Below are 20585 nucleotides of genomic sequence, written 5' to 3'. Positions count from 1 at the left end.
CCTATAAACCAGGCCCGTGGTGTTCACCTAAATATGTCAAGAAAGCCCTTCTATTCTTCCGTCGATTAAATCAATGCGTTCCGCCTGGGGAGATTTCGGCAATCCGGGCATTCTCAATATATCTCCGGCTATCAGTACGATCATTTCGGCTCCGCAATTGACTACAATATCCCGTATTTGCACTTTAAATCCGTGCGGCACTCCGTATGCATGGGCATCTGCGGAAAATGAATATTGCGTCTTGGCTATGCAAACTGGATAATTTTCTATACCTAACTGACGTACTCTTTCCAACATTTTACGGGCTGCGGCCGAGAAAACGACCCCGTCGGCTCCATACACTTGACGAACTACATTTTCCGCTTTAGTCTCGATATTATCACAGTCGGCATAGGAGAACACGACCGGACGGGATGGGTGACAGGCAATAGTTTCAACCACAAGCTCGGCCAACTCCACAGCTCCCTTTCCACCTTCCGAGAAAGCATTATTCACGGCAAAGCCTACTCCCATATCCTCACAATGCTTGCGGCATAAGTCTATTTCCGAATCCACATCCGTCGCATAACGGTTGAAACAAACCACTACGGTCTGCCCGAAGGCCTGCATGTTCCTGATATGCTTGTCCAGATTCTCAAATCCTTTCTTCAACCCTTCCGAATGAGGCTTTTTAATATCTTCCAACGCTACCCCGCCGTGCATTTTCAGACCTTGGGTTGTAGCGACTATTATGGTGAGCTTGGGATTTAGCCCAGATTTCCGGCATTTGATGTTGAAAAACTTTTCCGCTCCCAAATCAGCCCCGAAACCGGCCTCCGTCACCACATAATCTGCGTACGTCATAGCCAGTTTGGTGGCCAATATGGAGTTGCATCCGTGTGCGATGTTGGCAAAAGGGCCTCCGTGCACGATAGCCGGTGTGTTTTCCGTGGTTTGCACCAAATTGGGATGTAAGGCGTCTTTTAAAAGCACGCATATTGCTCCGGCCACTCCCATGTCTTTTACACGGAACGGTTTTCCCTCGATTGTAGTACCCAATAATATGTTCTCGATTCTGCGGCGCAGGTCATGTTCGTCTTTCGACAAGCAAAGAATCGCCATGATTTCGGATGCCGGAGTAATATCGAAACCGCTTTCCATCGTGACCCCGTTCGTCTTGGCTCCCAGTCCGGTTACGACATAACGCAAGTTCCGGTCGTTAATGTCCAACACGCGTTTCCATAAAATTTCTTTCATGGCAAAGCCTTCATCCCGATGCTGATAGATATAGTTGTCCAACAAAGCGGCAATCATATTATGGGCCGAAGTAACGGCATGGAAATCCCCGGTGAAATGCAAGTTGATTTTGTCCATCGGCAATATCTGGGCGTAACCACCTCCTGCCGCACCGCCTTTCAAACCGAAACACGGGCCGAGAGAAGGTTCCCTCAAAGCCACGATGTTCTTTTTCCCAATGTAGCTAAGTCCTAAAGCCAAACCGACCGAAACGGTAGTCTTGCCTATACCGGCCTTCGTGGGAGTAATGGCCGTAACCAAAATCAAATTACTGTTTTCTACTTTTTTCTCGTCAATCAGCGATTCCGGTACTTTGGCAATGTATTTCCCATAATGTTCCAATTCATCCACAGGAACCTGTACTTGGCGGGCAATGTCTTCAATCGGCTTCAATCGGCACTCGCGGGCAATTTCTATATCGCTTTTCATCTGTATTTGTAGCGTTTTCTATTTAACAATTTAAGAATGAAAAGACAAAGTTAGCAAAATTAATGCAAAACCGGCATTTGTGCAGGATATTCTTCCATCAAAAAATCATTTATAGCGGTCTTTCCATAAATGCAGCATCCGTTCCTGCAATTTGGTTTCCGCCGCATTCCCTTGGGCATGCCAAATCCTTTTGTCACGAATGTCGTCGGGTAAAAATTGCTGTTCCACGAAATGCCCCTGATAGTCATGCGCATACTTATAGTCTTTACCATATCCCAACTCTTCCATAAGCCGGGTAGGCGCATTGCGCAAGTGCAACGGCACCGGCAAATTCCCGGTTTGCCGTACGAGCTGCAAGGCATCATTGATACCCTTATAAGCCGAGTTGCTTTTCGGACTGGTTGCCAGATAGACCGTAGCCTCGGCCAAAGGGATACGCCCTTCCGGCCATCCTATCTTCATGACTGCTTCAAAAGCGGCATTGGCTAAAAGCAGTGCATTCGGATTGGCCAAACCTATGTCTTCACTAGCGGAAATGACCAGTCGCCGCGCGATAAACGAGGGGTCTTCCCCACCTTCTATCATTCGTGCCAACCAATACAGAGCGGCATCAGGGTCGCTTCCCCGAATACTTTTGATGAAAGCCGATATGATGTCATAGTGCAATTCTCCCCCCTTATCGTATGCCAATGGGTTTTGCTGAAGCCTTTCGGCTACGACAGCATCCGTGATAACCACTTGGTCCGTTCCGTCAGCCTCTACCACCAGTTCAAGGATATTCAGCAGCTTGCGGGCGTCTCCTCCGCTATACCGGAGCATGGCATCCGTTTCGCGAAATTCGATATGTTTCGTTTTCAGTATGATATCTCTTTCCACCGCCTTGTGCAGCAACTCCATCAGGTCATCTTTCGTAAGGCTTTTCAAGACATATAACTGGCAACGGGACAAAAGCGGGCGTATGACCTCGAAAGACGGATTTTCCGTCGTGGCCCCAATCAACGTGACTGTCCCCTGCTCCACAGCTCCCAGAAGGGAATCCTGTTGGGATTTACTAAAACGATGGATTTCATCAATGAAAAGAATCGGACTAGCCTGGGTGAAAAAACGATTGTTCCGTGCCTTTTCTATCACTTCCCGGACATCCTTCACACCGCTTGTTACCGCGCTCAGCGTGTAAAACGGCGTTTCGAGCTTATGGGCAATGATTTGCGCCAAGGTCGTTTTGCCCACACCCGGAGGTCCCCACAAAATAAATGAGGAAATCCGTCCGGAATCTATCATCTTACGTAAAACGGCATCCGGACCGACCAGATGTTTTTGCCCGATGTAATCGTCCAACGTTTGCGGACGTAATCTTTCTGCCAAAGGTGCTGCCATGTCAAATCCTCCTTAAAAGTCAAACTGCAATACAAATCTCACGCCGTTCTTCTTGGCATTGGGTGCGTTCAGATAATTCAACCGGCGCACGTAGTCTACACGAAGTATCTTGAAGATATTGTGAATGCCCACATTCAGTTCCATGTAGGGAGTATCCCCCATTACGAAACTGGTCGGTTGTCCGTTTCGTGACGGGAACTCGAACAAATCGCTTTGGTTCCCTTGTTTAAACGGATTGTTCTTGTCCGTCAACGTGCCGTAAAGCGTCTTGAAACCTATCACCTCACGCCATTTCAGATGCTTGAGCAAGGGAATCCGGTTGAACAGCTTGCCGCTCAAATCCCATTGCACGTCCAACGAAACGAAACGGTCGTTCATGAACTCCATGTTGTTGATCATATTGAACATGCCACGCTGTATGATATACGAATTATTCGCCGCAGGCGTAATCAACAACGGGAACGGCACCCTGTTCCATTGCGCTCCCGCACGGCCGTAAATATCAATGCGCCCGCATGAGTTCAGCCAAAAACGCTTTGTCACCGACAGTTCCGTGTAGTTGGAAGCATAGTCCCCTCCCAAAACATCTTTGAACCCGGTCGTATGCATCAACGTGTAAATAGGATAATTATGGTTGACCGGATGACGCCTCTGTTTCGTGACCACCACCTTTTCGCCCGGCGCGTAACGCAAACTCAGCGTCGCCTCGCTTTGCGTCAGTTCCGGCACCGTTTGCCCGCTTACCGTACGATAGAACAGCGTGCCTGTCGGGTTTTGAGTGATATGGCGCAACTGTGCCGTAATCCCGAAATGATTGTCGAACTCATACACGTAACGTATGTTGTATTGGCGGAAATAAGACATTTGGTCAATAGTCTGCGTCTTGAGCGACGTGAACACGTTATCTTTGTCCGTAGGTAACATGGCATCGGAGGGAGCCATTACGTCATAACGGGTAGAGACAGCTATCGAGTTTCGCGGGAACTCTTCCGGCGAATATTGTTTTTTTAAGAACGAATATTCCACTTCTCCCTCATATTTCCATTTCTTGTCCCGTACGCCGTATGCAGCATATCCCTTCAGGAAGAGATGAGGACTCAGATTGGCCGTGGTCTGCGCACTGGCCCGGAAACGCACCTTGTCTATGAAATTGGACGAGACGACCGTGTTGACTGGTCCGAAATCCACATAATTCTTTTTTCCCGGAGGCGAAGTCTCCACGTAGTTTTCCACGAAGGCACGTACAATCCAGATAATCCAACCGAAGCCTTTTTTTCGGGTCATATCCTGTACCATGGTGGACATGCCGGCTTCCGAACGGGTCAGTGTGTCCGTCCGGTGCTGTGCCCAGAAGTTTTCGTCTTTGATGACCGGTGTACCTTCCCTTGGCTGTTCGCGTTGGTCGAACCTCTCACTGGAAATGGGGGCAAAGTCGAACCCTGTATAAGCCGTGGTACGTTTGACCATCATATTATGGTATTTCTTCAATGCGCCCAGTTCTGCAATCATATTGTCCTTCACCAATACCCGTTGGCCGTTCGGGAGCGTGGAGAAATCCTGTTCTATCACTAAATTGCTGATAAAGTTCACACTTGAACGGAGCGGCAGGTTGACCAGACAACGTTTCACCTGATAAGTCCCGTCGTCCAAAACCCATAACCGTCCCGAGAAACCGAAGTCCTGCGGATTTTGGGGAATGAAGCTCAATTCGATACACTTGTCTCCTTCCACGTCCAGAGTATCCATGATGTAATACTGATAGAAAGATATGGCATTGGTAGAAGATAAGGGACTGGTGAAGTAACGTTCCAAAAGATTGATCGAATTATCATAAATGTTCACGTCGGCGAAGAAACGCTGAAGGACTACGTTCACGATGTCCCCCGTAGCGAACAGCTCGTTCACCCCCTCCGAATTTGTTCCCCGGATAAAATTCCGTTCCGCCTCCGGCTGTTTCCTGTATATATGTTCCGACGAAGTCTCGTTATAGGTCAGGGGAAGTATGTTGGTTTGGGTCTGCGGACAGTATTCCACCTGTTTGACCAACAAGGGGAATTTGCGCAAAAAGCTGCTGTCGATGAAATGTTGCGTGATATTGTTGAAGCCGAATGTGATACGCTGATACTTGTCATAACGGTAATAGTCGTTCTGTTTCAAATCACTTTTTTCTTTGGCCGCTATCACTTTCCGCATTAACTCCACCGCCGGATTGTCTTTTCGGCTATACCGTCTTTTTTTCGGTTTCACCAATAATTCCGACAACTCCCTGTCCAACCCCTGAAGCTTGACATTCAGTGTTTTTTTCTCTCCGGCCTTTATATATATCTTATACGTCTGGTAGCCGACATAAGAAAACACAAGGGTGTCCCCTTTATCCGGTGCTTGCAATGTATACCTGCCTTTGTCATTGGTTGTGGTTCCCACGGTCTTTTGTTTTCCGTAGTACACATTGACCGCCGGGATAGGTTCTCCCGTGTCGGCATCCGTCACCCGTCCCCGAACCTGTGCATTCAAGGAATGCGGGACAAAGCACATCAAGACTAAAAACAACGATACGTATCTATGATAAAGCTTCAGCAGCATGCGATTTCTTTTAAATTGAATTGCAAAATTAGTGAATAGCGAGGGATTCACATTATAAATTAAACTATTTAAAGAATTTCTACAAAAGAAGAAAGTGCATTCTGCCATGAAATATATATCTTTGCTTCCAATTATAAAATTTCATAAAAACAACGATTGAATGGAAAACGCAAAGCAACAGACGGGAATGCCGGAAAACGCCTTCCGGGAACTCAAAAAAGGCGAACAGTACGCACCTCTGATGTCACCAGACCACACGTATAAGGAAGTGACGGTATGGTCGGTATTGTGGGGCATGCTCATGGCCGTAATCTTTTCGGCGGCATCAGCCTATTTAGGACTGAAAGTAGGACAAGTGTTCGAAGCGGCCATCCCCATCACGATTATCGCGATAGGCGTGACGGGAGCCACCCACCGGAAAGGGGCGTTGGGAGAGAACGTCATCATCCAGAGCATCGGGGCATGTTCCGGCATGATTGTGGCCGGAGCCATATTCACCTTGCCCGCCCTCTATATCCTGCAAGACAAATATCCGGAAATGACGGTGAACTTCATGGAAGTGTTCGTCGCCTCCGTGTTGGGAGGAGTCTTGGGCATCCTTTTCCTCATCCCTTTCCGCAAGTATTTCGTGAAAGACATGCACGGCAAATATCCTTTTCCCGAAGCCACGGCCTCCACGCAGGTATTGGTTTCCGGGGAAAAAGGTGGCAACCAGGCTTTACCGCTCCTCGTGGCCGGAGTCGTAGGCGGCATTTACGATTTCATCATCGCCACCGTAGGTTGGTGGAACGAGAGCGTCACGTCACGTTGTCTGGAATGGGGGCAAGTGTTGGCGGACAAGACCAAACTCGTTTTTAAAATCAATACGGGGGCGGCCGTGCTAGGCATGGGATACATCGTGGGCTTGAAATACGCCCTCATCATTTGTTGCGGTTCCGTGGCCGTATGGTGGGTCATCGTTCCGGCCATTTCATGGTTGTTCCCCGACCTCGTCGTGAGTGCCGGCAGTTCTTCCGTCACAGCCTCCCAAGCCAGTGCCGAACAAATCTTCCAATATGCCAAAAGCATCGGTATCGGCGGTATCGCCATGGCCGGTATCATCGGCATTTTCAAAAGCCGCAAAATCATCATGGGGGCTGTGGGTCTGGCTGCACAAGAAATGAAGGGCAAGGGGAAGAGCGACACGGCCGTTCCCCGGACACAAAAGGATTTGCCTATGAAAATCATAGCCATCGGCTCCCTCCTGACTTTGATAGCCATCCTTTTATTTTTCTATTTCGGGGTCATGGAAGGCAACCTGCTCTTCACGCTCACCGGTGTGATTCTCGTAGCCGTCATTGCCTTCCTCTTCACTACGGTCGCGGCCAACGCCATTGCGATTGTCGGCAGCAACCCCGTGTCCGGCATGACGCTGATGACCCTCATCCTGGCTTCTGTCATCATGGTGGGCGTCGGCCTGAAAGGCCCGGCAGGCATGGTGGCTGCACTGATTATGGGCGGCGTGGTCTGCACCGCGCTCTCTACGGCCGGAAGCTTTATCACCGACTTGAAAATAGGCTACTGGTTGGGTAGCACACCCAAGAAACAAGAGACGTTCAAGTTCTTAGGTACCCTTGTGTCTGCCGCCACAGTGGCCGGAGTCATCATGATATTGAACGACACTTACGGATTCACAAGCGGACAACTTGCCGCACCTCAAGCCAATGCCATGGCTGCCGTCATCGAACCGCTGATGAGCGGTGCGGGTGCCCCCTGGCTGCTTTACGGCATCGGTGCGGCTATCGCCATCCTGCTCACACTTTTCAATGTTTCGGCCCTTGCCTTCGCTTTGGGCATGTTCATTCCGCTCGAACTGAACTTGCCGTTGTTGGTCGGCGGCCTCATCAACTGGTATGTCACCACACGGAGCAACAAAGAGCAAACCAACAAGGAACGGGGCGAGAAAGGCACGCTCATCGCTTCCGGATTCATTGCCGGAGGAGCCTTGATGGGCGTAGTCAGCGCAGCCCTGCGTTTCGGAGGAATCTCGTTCGACTATTCCGCTTGGTGGGCCAATCCGGCCAGCGAATGGCTCTCCCTGCTGATGTATGTTCTCCTTATTATATATATGATAAAGGCGAGCATGCGCATCAAGAAATAACGGAGAAGAGAAAAAACGCCTAAAAAACAAGGGGTAACCTTTGGCAAGTCGGAGAAAAAGTGTAACTTTGCGCCGCCGTTACGAGTTAACGGCATATTTCAAACCTATATTAAAAACAAAACATTAATTATGGCAACAAAAATTAGATTGCAGCGTAACGGACGTAAGGGCTACGCCTTCTACAGCATCGTTATTGCAGACGTAAGAGCACCACGTGATGGTAAGTTTACAGAAAAGATTGGTACGTACAACCCGAACACCAATCCCGCCACTGTAGATTTGAAATTCGATCGCGCTCTTTATTGGGTGGAAGTAGGTGCACAGCCTACCGACACGGTTCGCAACATCCTGTCAAAAGAAGGTGTATACATGATGAAACACCTCCGTGGCGGTGTGAAGAAGGGTGCTTTTGATGAAGCTGCCGCACAAGCAAAATTCGAAGCTTGGAAAAACGACAAGCAGAAGGGCTTAGAAGCTTTCGAGGCCAAGAAAGCCGCTGAAAAGAAGGCTGCCGCTGAAGCACGCCTGCAAGCCGAGAAGAAAGTCAATGAAGAGATCGCTAAGAAAGTAGCAGAGAAGAAAGCTGCCGAGGCTGCCGCAAAGGCTGAAGCTGAAGCTGCACAAGCTCCTGCTGATGCTCCCGCAGAAGGAACCACAGAAACTCCTGCCGAAGCATAAACAACTTCTATTAAATACTTCTTTCAAACAAACAACGAATAAGGCGAACCTGCGGGTTCGCCTTATTCCTTTTATATTCGTTTTTCCATACTGCGCCAAACGGATTTTCATTCTACGCCAAATGATTTTTCATCTGGCTGCAAACGATTTTTCAATCTGCGCCAAACGATTTCACGTAGTCTAAATATTAACAACCGATTCATTGATAGGCTGTTATAAGATTAATATATATTTACACTTTATTTCGTTCATGCAATCAAAAGGACGGCCTCCACGAGGAAAGCCGTCCTTTGCCCGCTTGGACAGGAACAATCACTTCACCAATATCTTCTTGCCGTTTTGGATATATACACCTTTCGTCATCCGGTCCACACGCATGCCTTGCAGGTTATAAACCGGACCATCCGTTTCCGTCGGCCTTATATGGATGGAACCAACTGAAACGCCCTCGGGGGAATAATCGTCATTGTTGGTCAGATAAGCATCAGACACATCTATGACTCCACCGTTTCCCGCATACAAAGCCACAATCATGATATTGGCCGTGTTGACGGGTTCACCGATGGCATCCCCACTGGTATATTCTATCTCCTGAAGCGGTATGACCACCATCGTGGCATCCCCGATAGGTTTGCTATAACAGTTTCCCCAAATGCTGTTCTGCGGATAAATGTTAATGGCTGCATTGACTTTCTGTACTTTGTCCAACTTGAATACCAAATACTTATAACCGCTCATATCAGCACCATTCTCGTATACCCAACCCATTTGTCCGTTCACACCAGGAAAGAAGGCATGAGTCTGCTCCAAGTATGTACCCTCTCCGAAAAGCGTCTTATTGATATATTCATCCGCCCAAGGGAAGAACGTGGAAGAGGCCGTAAACGAAGCCGTCAGCGTATTCCCCATCGGGTCTGTGTAAGTGGCTTTCACCGCTACCCGTCCATCTTTCTTCCCCACGACCATACCGCTCGAAAGCGACAGCACTTCCGGGTCGGAAACCTCATACTTGGCTTTGGCCGCCACATTTTCTGTATGACCGTCCTTAAAGGTAGCCATCAACTCTAATACCTCGCTTTGGCCAATCATTACTTCCATTTCCGGCCTTACGGAAAGTGACTGCATGGTGAGCATATCTTCACTATAGCCCTCAAAATCCGGGTCGAAATAAGTATTTTCCTCAAACTGCTCTTCCGTGGTAAACCAGTCTACGTCCACATAACCGCCCAACGCTTGCGTGGCATAATTGAATATGCCGAAACGGGCACCGACGAATACGGAAAGGTTAAATCGGAATGTCGTCTCACTGCCCAACTGCACATACTCCTTGTTATCTGTGCTATAGAAGAACCGTGCCTTGCCGGTGCCGCAATCGAATTGCGCGCGCAGATAAACCACTGTGTCGATGGACACGGAGGTTTCCGTGACCGCAGCCGGCTCGAAACCGTCTACCGTTCTCAACGTATCCTGTCCCCAGATGAGTTGTTTCTTGCCGTCTTTCACGTGGACTGCGATATAAGCGTACGGGTCTTGTTGTATGGTCAGACCGGCCATGTCACCTTCTTGCATGTGCTTTAAGTTCAGCGCGACCGTACCAATGGAAGGACGCGACGTATCCAACCCATATGGGCTTTTCGTGTTGTGGAAGGCGAAGATGCGTTGCGTCAGGGTATTGCGTGCCTGCATCAGGTCGTCGGTCACCGACGCGGTGTACAGGCGAAGGAATCCCGGACGCTCGAACAGGCTCCACTTGCCATCGTCGGGATTATGGTTCCACTGCCACTGCATGCCAAGGGAATATTGCCGGAAATTGTCATTGGTAGGGAGTATCTTTTCCTGATAAGTCGTCCCGACATCTGGCTTGGTATAAGCCAGTTGGGGAACCCCGTCCTTGGCCACCGTAGGCCAACCGTCGGCCCATGCCACAGGATGCAGGCTCGGCAAGCGCCCGATGGCACCTTTGTCCTCCATCAGCATCGTCCACCATTCTCCAGTCGGTGTCTCTACCAACGCTCCTTGATGTACGGTATTGGGCTGCCCGTTGATGGTCTTCTCTATGAGCATCTTCTCCTCATACGGTCCGGTGATGTCCTTGGAGCGGAATATGGCTTGCCCAGACGGCCATCCGCCATACGTGGCATAGATGTAATAATAATCCCCTATTTTATAAAGGTGGCTGCCTTCCAATCCGGGCTTGTCCCTCAGCACTGTGGTCGACTTCTTGAATTTCAGATTCTTGTCCAATTCACAGATGTCGATGTTACCGATGCCGCAGGCCACATACACCTTATCACCTTCAAAAAGCAACCCCGGGTCATAATAACTCCGTTCCAATTTCTGCATTTGCCATGCTCCTTCCGGGTCGTCGGTAGAAAGCATGTAACCTCCTGCGTCATTGCCATTGATAAGCAAATAAAGCTTGCCTTCGTGGGCTGTCAGTGCTGCGGCCCACATCCCTTGGGCGTATGAGTCCTTTCCGCCGATAAGGCTGTACTTGTCTGCGGTGGAAAGCTGTTCCAACGGTTGTGCGCAATACTCCCAATTGACCAAATCATATGATTTCAGAATCGTGGCACCGGGGAAGAGATGCATGGTGGTCGATACCATATAATAGGTGTCGCCCAAGCGTGCCACGTCCGGATCCGGGAAATCCGAAGCCAATACGGGATTGATGAACTTCTTGCCGTCCGTAGTCTGGTTGGTAGACACGTTTGTAAAGTCCGGACGCGCGAAATCCACCTTGGCATAATCGGCGTACCAGTCGAAAGTGGCCTTTCCGCAAGCTTCGGGGTTACCTTCAAAGGCCGGGGCCACCGTACCATCTGCCAGATATTTATCGATGTCGATGTAGCACGCCGTTCCGGAAAGTGTCATGCTGACGTTCCCGTAATGGTCGAGTACGGCCTTATAAGCGTTGCCCCATTTGGAAGTAGACCCAGTGGCCCATGTTCCCCAGTTGGCTGGAACCCAGTTACCGTGCTCGTCATAGTGCCCTTCTCCTTCTTTCTCCGGACTCCAATCGACTTCGGTGATAATGACGGGGTTCGTATTTACTACCGGCACCGCCTTTCCGAACTCTTGGATGAACGTTTCCCCATTGGCATTCTCGTCGCTGTTATTATACCATCCCACGTAGGCATGCACAGCGTAGCCTATATTATAGCCTTCGATGGGATTGCTCTTATAACAAGTGTAATTGCTCTGCCATCCCGTCCCGGGCACCCAAATGATACCGTCGAAACCGTTGGCACGTATCTTGTCCACGATGGGTTGGAAGAAATCATACGGGGCGCGTGCGCTTTCCAAACTGTCGGCATCGTAAATGTTCACCGGTTCGTTGGCCAATTCAATGGACACCTGCCCGCTATGTTTCTTGATGTTGGTATTGCTCGAAACGATGTCCCACACCTTCAGCAGGTAGTCCTGATAGTACCCGTCTACTTTGATGCCACCGGGGCATACGCCGGGAGGACGCACGACTACATAAAGCCCATGGTCCAATGCCTTTTCTATGATTTTCCAATAGAGCGTGGACAGATACGTGCGAAGCCGTTTCTCACTGAATTGCGAGATATTGGCCTCGCCGGTTTCTTCTCCCGTAACGGGAAGGTTAGGATCATTCGTCCAACAAGGATCCAAATGAAGCCGGAACACATTGCAATAGGCTCCCTGCGTGGAATCCGTAATAGCCGTGAAGAGCTTGTCGAAATACTCGATGCAGTCTTTTTTGGTAGCATCGTTGGCAGCATTCCCCCAACGGTAATTATTAAAATAAGGGCTTGGCGTATCCATCACGCCGTGCAACACCACTTTGTTGCCATGGGTGTCTGTCAAATTCTTCCCGTCTACATGAATGGACGGAGGAACTTCTGCGCTCACCGAAACTGCCGCCAACAGCAGTCCGGAAAACATAAAGTTTTTCATTCTTCGCATAACTAATCTAATTTAAGGATTTTCATTTCTAAATCACATTCCTTTTTCAATTTACACATTTACAAAAAATCTATTGTGCTCTTTTGCAAAGATGAAAAATATCGGTGACACAACCATACGGCTGTGTTACCGATATTTTACGCCATGTATCAAAATATATAAAAAAAGGACTATTTCCTCATTTCTTAGCTAAATGTTCCTTCATGTAAACCATAGGAGACATCCCATACAAAGCTTTGAATTTGATGGAGAAAGATGCGGCGTTCTCAAACCCACAGGCATACATAACTTCAGTAATATTACGATGCCCCGAAGCCAATAGGCCTGCAGCTTTCTTAAGGCGTATGTTACGCACAAGGTCTCGTGGCCCTTGATTGGTCAATTCTTTCATTTTACGGTGCAAGTGCGCACGGCTGATGCCCACCTCCCGCGCAATAAGTTCCACACTCAGGTAAGGATTACTGATATTCCCATTGATAATCTGCAATACGCGCTCCAAGAGCTTGTCATCGGCTGATTTGGATACGACCACATCTATGTTTTCTTCCGGCATTTCTTTACCCTCTACTTTGTTACGAAGAATATCATACGAAGCTATCAAGTTACGTATGGTATATTCCAACACCTTGATATTAAAAGGCTTTTCAATATAAGAATCAGCACCGGTACTCAATCCCTCTATTTTGTCTTTTTCATGGGATTTGGCCGTAAGCAATACCACTGGTATAAAATTCACATTAATGTTGGTCTTTATTTTGGCACAAAGCGTATAACCATCCATTTCCGGCATCATCACATCGCTCAAGACCAAACTCGGAGGAGTCCGTAAAACTTCACTCAATGCTTCCTTCCCATTGTGACAAGGCACGACGTAATAATGTTTTCTCAGCTCCTCCACCAGATAACTTCGTATTTCATCATCATCTTCCGCGATAACAATACGTTTGCGATGCTTGTTTTTGTTCTCCTCCTTATTTCCTTCGGTTACGGCAGAAGCTTCTTCTATTTTCAGAATTGATTCTTCCGTCGTTTCTTCTATGGGCGTCTGCAAAAGCTCTTCGGGTTTGAGATGGGCACTGCCGACAGGCAATGCGACTTTAAACGTACATCCTTTCCCGTCCGCATTGTTGTACACCGAAATCTCACCATGATGCAGAGTGACAAGTTGCTTCGTGAGGTTCAACCCTATCCCGCTTCCTGGAATATTGTAATTGGCCGTATTGTCAGCCTGATAGAAGCGTTGGAAAACCTTATCCATCTTGTCGGGTTCTATCGTCAAGCCATCGTCCCAAACTTCCATCGACACCTCACGTCCACCTTGCTTCAACCGGATACCGATATTCCCTTTGGAAGGCGTGAATTTAAATGCGTTGGACAAAAGATTCATGATTACCTTATCAAAGTTCTTTTTATCCAACCATACTTCTATGTTATCTGCATCGTATTCAAAATGAAAGTGGATTTCTTTTTCGCGTGCTTTACTGTCGAAGAGTTCATAAACATCTCGTGTAAAATCTACCAGATTCACAGGTTGCATCTTCATCATCATCTGTCCTTTATCTATTTTACGCAAATCCAAAATTTGATTGACAAGAGCTAAGATACGTTCTGCATTGCGGTTCATCATACGGTAAGACCTTTGCCTTATTTCATCGAAGTCTGTATTAATAAGATGTTGCAAAGGCCCTACAATCAGAGTCATAGGAGTACGAATTTCATGATTGAGGTTCATAAAGAATTGCAACTTCATTTCGTTCAACTGCTCTGCATGTATATGTTCTTGCAAACGCAAGCGAGCCTGTTCCCGTAAACGACGACCGTGAATGAATCTCATGACAAGGAAAATCACTATTAAAAAGTAAAGGATAAACGCCGGCAAGCTAGCGTACCACGGAGAACGGACAATTACGGTAAAAGCTTTGACATCAGACTCCAGGCCATTAACGATTGCCTTTACTCGGATTTTATAAGTCCCGGATGGCAAATGGTTCAAAGTCAGTATACCTGACGAACCAACCATAGCCACGTAAGGTTCGTTGTCTATGGAATACAAATATTGCACTCCATCCGGCATGTTATACGACATCGTTGAAAAACGTATGGAAAAAGTATTGTCCTCATGGCACACTTCAAACAAGTTGGATTCCATTACGGGGCGACTCGTCACCTTGAAGAATCCCGATTTTGTATCTGTCTTCACTTCCTCATCTCCTATGCGCATTTCTACTATCTGCAGGCAAGGACGCTTACCGGCACGGCACACGGTTTCGGGCGAGAAGAATGTCAGTCCGCAGTTTCCACCGAAAACCATCAGGCTGTCCCATCCGCAGGATGCCCGTTCGCTAAACTCATTTCCTTGTAATCCGTGACTCGCATAATAATTGGTAAAACTACCCCGCTTCAAATCCAACATGGACAAACCATGGAAGGTACTTATCCATATATTATTTTGGATATCGAACCGCATGGAAGCTATATAATTGTCCGGCAAGCCGTCATCGGTAGTGTAGTGCCGTTTCATGCGCCCATGGCTGTCCAATACAAAAATCCCGTCATGCGTGCCCACCCATAGTTGGCCTTTCGAATCCTCAACTACCGTATGCACAGGCTGCTCCGTCAGGATACAATTACGTCCGAACGTGGAAACAAAGTCATCATGCTTCAAGTCCAAGCAAGCCAACCCACTGCTCATGCAAATATAAAGCCGCCGTCCGTCTTCAGACAGGCACAAATCGTTGACCCACATGTTCGTCAAAGAATTGCCTTTCGGCTCAAACGCCTCCGGCTGTACTTTGTACTCTGTCAGTTCATGTGTCTTCAAATTATATTTCTTCAGCCCGTCACCTAAAGTGGCAATCCATAAATTATCTTCCGCATCAGCCAACAGGCGGAACACATGCACGGCCATTCCCCTACAAGTAAACGGAAGACGGTTGAATTGTCCCGTTTGTCTATCTAACCATCCGGCTCCCCCCCAATAAGAGCCTAACCACAACTTGCCATCCTTATCTTCCACGATACTGGTGATTGTGGCGGGCAGACCTCCGGTGTCAGAGGAATAATGGCTAACCGCATATGATTTCATGTCCAAAGCGTAAAGGCCATCGTTATCCGTACCGACCCATAACGTACAATCCTTTCCAGCATAAACGGACATCACACAGGCTGAGCCTATGATATCATATCGCCCGGACTTATAGCCCACATAGCTGAAGCCGCTATCCTGATGTGGTTGCATGAAAACCCCTTTCTGAAATAGCCCCAACCAAATGTTACCGTCGCGGTCTTCCAATATACTGCTTATCTTGGCGTGTTCCAAATCCACTTGTGCGTGAAAGTAATCACAGGGTTGCGGCGAACGTTCTCCAAACCGATAAACCATAGCCCCTTCTCCGTCCGTACCCAACATAACCCTCCCGTCCGACAACGGACAAAGGACAGAGACATTCAAATGGCCTGTTCCGGCTACGGGCGAGAAAGCGTCAGATGAATTGTCGAAAACAAATAATCCTTCGGAAGCCGATCCCATGAAAAGATGTCCTTCACTGTCGAAAGCCAAGCAACAACGCCCCAAGACAGATGCCTTCTCGCAAAGATAACGGCTGACTTTTCCATCTTTCCGGCAGTAGATCCCGTAATTCGTCACGGCCAACCAAACGGAGCCATCGGACGCTTCCACCATATCCTCCACATTATTGTCTCCTTCAAACATCAAAGTGTAATGCGCCTCATCCTTACCCGATGGAATCACATACATGCCGAATCCCGAAGTGCTTACCCATACATCCCCATTGCGTACTTGTAATATAGACATGACATGGCATGCCTTTAAGGTGTCTTCCTTATTTATAAAAGGTATAGTCCGAAACCGTCCGGTGTCCTCATCGTAAGCCTGTAACCCTTTGTCCATACCAACCAACAAATGTCCGGCTGCGTCTTCCAACACGCAGGTTACATGCTCGGAAAGCATCGAACCCGGCTTCCGCGTCTTATGAAAGGTTTGAAACTGGGAGCCGTCGTAACGGTCAAAGCCATTCCGGGTAGCTATCCAAATAAAACCATTCTTATCTTGGTATACTTGGTTCACCAAACTACTTGACAACTGTGTATCAGAAGTAAACAAACGCCCTTCTTGTCCCTTTATCTCGGAAGCGACAACCATGTAGCACAACAAAATAAAGTAGAAGGCAAACGAAACGTGCCATGTTTTTCTTGCTCGCATGTGTTCATGATATTTAAAATCGGTACGAAATTACATAAAACTTTCTAAAACACTACTCGTCTTATTGGAAATACAATTGTATTTTGTATTATATAGTAAGATAGAAAAAACGGCATCTGTCTCCTCTATGACAAACCTTGCGACATCAAGCAAAATTCATGCGACATAAATTGAAGGCTTTTGCATTCAAAACTTATACTTTTGCCTTGTCCGGATTGAGAATCAATCACGGCATAGTTTTTATTGTTTCACATATTAAATTATTCAACGACATGAAAAACAAGCATTACGTTACGTTGCTGTTTGCTACGCTGCTCAGCCCGATAGGTGCGGCAGCCGCGTCATGGACTCCGCCGACCATAACCGGCCAAGAGCTGAAAACAGGGGAAACACAGTATGCCTACAATGTCAAGGCCAACGGTTTCCTTAATGCCAACTCTACCCAAACAACCGTTGTCACGGATGCAGGGTTGCCTTTGTACATCACCTCCAGTACAAACAACACCTATCTGTTAGGTACAACAGCTGATGAAGGAGTAACCTACACCTACATCTACTATGAGGACAACCAGACTTCCAAAGCAGGAGGGGAAGCAGGCCGTACCCATCTGAATTGGAACATCGAGCCACAAGGTGATGGTACTTACTACATCCGGCCAGACAAAGCGGACGAGAACTACGGCGAAGATTATTTCCCCGACATGTGGATGGGATGGAAAAACGACGGGACTGATGTCATTTATCCCTTAATCGACGCGTACGAAGACACGTACGGGCTAGCATGGAAATTCGTCGGCGAAACGGAGTACCTTCATTTCTACAACCTAAAGTCCCTCAGCGATGCCATGGCCAAGGCACAGGATTATGGCCTTGACATCACGTCAGCCCTGAATGTCTATAATAACGCTGCTAGCACCAATGAAGATTTGGAAGCTGCCACCACAGACCTGAAAACCAAAATCCGCGAATACGAAATCGAACATGCCACTTACGACAAGCCCGTGGACTTGTCTGACCTGCTTGAAAACTACAAATTCGAGGATAACTTCGAAGTCGGCAGCAGCGATATTCCGGGTTGGACACAGGAACCGGCAAATTCATTCACCTACGGTGCCGACAATTTGAACAACACTAACACAAACTTGGGGCGTTGGGCCTTTGACGATACCGGCTTCACGGATGCCAAGATTTACCAAAGCCTGGTTGATGTGCCGAACGGCAAGTATGAATTGAAGGTGGATTACATCTGCATAGACCAGAATCCGTCTAATCCCGAATCCGACGGGAAAGACCCCGAAGACTATTCCGTGACCGGCAATACCCTGTATGCCATTACTTCTTTGGGCACCAGTTCTGTAAACCTCTCCTCCGGAAGCCGTTGGGGATCCGCATCGACCTCCATCACATTCTTCGTCACAGACGGAAAGCTGGAAACCGGCGTGGAAATGCAGAACTCCACTGCCAACTGGTTCGTGTTAGGCAACCTCAAACTTTCCTATTATGGCAAAGATGCCATCAAGGACGAGCTACAGGTCATTGTAGATAAGGCCAAAGCCGTAAATAACGGCATGAACCAGACCTATCGGGACCGTTTGGACAAAGTAATAGCCGAAGCTGAAAATTATATCGCCAACGGTGGCAACGTGGCAGACATGACCAACAAGGCCGAAGAATTGAACGAAGCCATCAAAGCAGCCGAAGAAAACGGTATGGCATACGGCACGTTGCAACGTACCTACGAAGTAGCCGACAGCATATTGAACACCTTGGAAGGTGAAGTGAATGACGACATCATGGCCTTGAGTGACTACATGGCCGAAATCGACATCGAAACCATACTGATTGAATATCCTTACACCACAGAGGAGTTGGGAGAGATTATCTCCAAAATGGACTTACTGACCCAATCAGCCCAACACTCGCTCATCGGTGAAGGAACCAACGTGACGGAATTCATCACCAACCCATCGTTTACGGACGGCGTGAACGGATGGACTATCACCGACTTCGATGCCGAAAAACTCGGCCTCAGCAACGACTTGCTTACCATAGGAGACGGGCAGACGGGTGAAATCAACCAAACGCTGTTGGGCATGCCGAACGGTGTATACGAATTGAGCGTGCAAGCTTTCCAACGTGCGGATTGGAACTTCGAGAAAATGGACTCCTTATGGTCCATCGGCAAAGGAGACAGCCTGATTAGCACCGTGTCTTCATACATCTTCCTGAATGACGGCGAACACAAAATAAAACATTCGTTCCAAGATGCCTTCACTGGTGATGAATTCACTGCGTCCTGGGATATCCGTCAGGGAACGAAATCCGGTGTCATGATGCCGAATACCGAAAGCGGTGCCCGGCAATACTTCGACAAGGGCTATTTCAAGAACACCGTACAAGCTTTTGTCATCGACGGTAAACTGACATTCGGCATACGAAATTATGGTGACCAATTCGCGAGGTGGGGATGCTATGACAACTTCACGCTGACTTACGTGGGCAAGGACTTGGAAAAAGTCATCGCATTGCTCGAACAATGGTTGGAAAAGGTAGAACCTTATTTGGGCGAGAAGATGAACGGAGCCATCAAAAAGCAAATGACAGAGGCGTACAACCGTGGCACAGAACTCGTAAACGACCCCGAAGCCGACTTCGACGAATGCATTGACGTAATCGCCACTCTGACCGAAGCTATCGGCAACGTAGACGAAAGCATCGAATCGTTCAAACTCCTTGCACACGCCAACGAAGTGGCCGCCAAGGACTTGGCCTACGAAGGTGTAGCCGCCACGGAATCAGGGCAACAGCTTCAAGCCCTCTATGACACGTACAGTGCCGGATACCAGAACGAATCCGACGAACTCACCCCTGAGAAAATCGACGAAATCGCCGCCCGATACCTCGAACTGGCCCGGAACGCCAAAATAGAGAAGGGCATCAAGGCAAACGACGACCTCACGCATGTCCTTGTCAACCCGAGCTTTGAAGACCAATATGGATTGGGCGAAGGCGTGAACTCCGTATACAATGCGCCATTCGGTTGGACTTTCATGATAGACAGCATCGTCTGCACGAAGGCTGAGGACATGAACGCTGCCGGGCTGAACAATTTCACAAGCCCCGACAAGAATGTGGATTGCACGGACGGAGAATATGGATTCTGCCTCCAGTCCGGCGACTTCCCCGACGTATATATGTACCAGACCGTAGAAGGCCTGCCTGCCGGTTACTACAAAGTAACAGTAGACATGGTCGTACCTAACGACAATGACGACTACCGCCTGGCCGGACAGCGCCTGTTTGTGAACAACGCAGCCATGTATTACGGTTGGGAAGATGAATACGACCTCGACTTGCTTGAGGAAGGGCATCCCTACGAAGTGGAACGCACGTTCGGCGGATATGATGAAGTAGATTGCAAGAACAATGGCGACATGGGGGACAAAGGTCCGCTTAACACCCTTGAAGTCGTAGTGCACCTCGCTGCCAACGAACCTTTGAAATTGGGCGTACGCACCGACGGACACTGGGAATACACCTACAAGAGGACGGTCGCTCCAGAAGGTTGGAACAACTGCGGTTGGTGTAAGTTCGACAACGTGCGCCTGACCTGCGTGTCGCTCGACAACGGAGAATCTATCGACGAAACCCTCGCCACGGGCAAAGTGAAGTCAGAAGAAATCTACAGCGTGGACGGCATCAAGTTACCGCGCTTGCAGAAGGGCGTGAACATCCTGCGCCAGACGATGGAAGACGGTACGACCGCGACAAAGAAAACCATCGTGAAATGACCCAACGATGAACTCTTATAAATGACAGGAGGAGCAGAACATGACGTTCTGCTCCTTTTTTCGTTTGCTTGCATCCCCTATCCCACTTTTGTGAGCCAATGAAAACAACATACGACATAAAGATATCCCATATCAAAAACATGTACATCAAAAGAGA

The 20585-nt window shown here is 48.3% G+C and carries 8 protein-coding genes; 3 read left to right on the top strand and 5 right to left on the bottom strand.

What is annotated here, in order from left to right; genetic code table 11:
* Window positions 1-36 precede the first annotated feature (36 nt).
* The 3 genes from HMPREF9442_RS15195 to HMPREF9442_RS15185 all read right to left on the bottom strand — a co-directional run bounded on the left by HMPREF9442_RS15195 (window position 37) and on the right by HMPREF9442_RS15185 (window position 5664).
* Window positions 37-1704 (bottom strand): formate--tetrahydrofolate ligase, encoded by a 1668-nt coding sequence (locus HMPREF9442_RS15195; RefSeq protein WP_008630359.1) that lies wholly within the window; start codon window positions 1702-1704, stop codon window positions 37-39.
* Between the two features lie 105 nt (window positions 1705-1809).
* On the bottom strand, window positions 1810-3081 hold the full coding sequence (locus HMPREF9442_RS15190) for a replication-associated recombination protein A (protein WP_008630356.1): 1272 nt from the start codon (window positions 3079-3081) through the stop codon (window positions 1810-1812).
* Between the two features lie 12 nt (window positions 3082-3093).
* Entirely contained in the window at window positions 3094-5664 is a 2571-nt protein-coding gene (locus tag HMPREF9442_RS15185) for a DUF5686 and carboxypeptidase-like regulatory domain-containing protein (RefSeq protein ID WP_008630354.1), read from the bottom strand.
* Between the two features lie 160 nt (window positions 5665-5824).
* Here HMPREF9442_RS15185 and HMPREF9442_RS15180 point away from each other — a divergent pair, with 160 nt between their 5' ends.
* Both HMPREF9442_RS15180 and HMPREF9442_RS15175 read left to right on the top strand, forming a co-directional pair.
* Complete coding sequence (locus tag HMPREF9442_RS15180) at window positions 5825-7804, top strand: OPT family oligopeptide transporter (protein WP_008630352.1); 1980 nt, start codon at window positions 5825-5827, stop codon at window positions 7802-7804.
* Between the two features lie 129 nt (window positions 7805-7933).
* Window positions 7934-8482, top strand: a complete 549-nt coding sequence (locus tag HMPREF9442_RS15175; RefSeq protein ID WP_008630351.1) for a 30S ribosomal protein S16 — start codon at window positions 7934-7936, stop codon at window positions 8480-8482.
* 312 nt (window positions 8483-8794) lie between these two features.
* Here HMPREF9442_RS15175 and HMPREF9442_RS15170 read toward each other — a convergent pair whose 3' ends face one another.
* The gene (locus tag HMPREF9442_RS15170) at window positions 8795-12415 is read right to left on the bottom strand and encodes a family 43 glycosylhydrolase (RefSeq protein ID WP_040603283.1); all 3621 of its coding nucleotides are present in this window, start codon (window positions 12413-12415) and stop codon (window positions 8795-8797) included.
* 178 nt (window positions 12416-12593) lie between these two features.
* Window positions 12594-16577 (bottom strand): hybrid sensor histidine kinase/response regulator transcription factor, encoded by a 3984-nt coding sequence (locus HMPREF9442_RS15165; RefSeq protein ID WP_008630347.1) that lies wholly within the window; start codon window positions 16575-16577, stop codon window positions 12594-12596.
* Window positions 16578-16909: 332 nt separating this feature from the next.
* Here HMPREF9442_RS15165 and HMPREF9442_RS15160 point away from each other — a divergent pair, with 332 nt between their 5' ends.
* A complete protein-coding gene (locus HMPREF9442_RS15160; protein ID WP_253271131.1) occupies window positions 16910-20428 on the top strand; it encodes a hypothetical protein in 3519 nt (1172 codons plus the stop codon).
* Window positions 20429-20585 lie beyond the last annotated feature (157 nt).

It is taken from the genome of Paraprevotella xylaniphila YIT 11841, assembly GCF_000205165.1.
Lineage (GTDB): Bacteria > Bacteroidota > Bacteroidia > Bacteroidales > Bacteroidaceae > Paraprevotella > Paraprevotella xylaniphila.
Note: the sequence above shows the minus strand (reverse complement) of the source record. Positions and strands in the feature narration are given on the sequence as shown.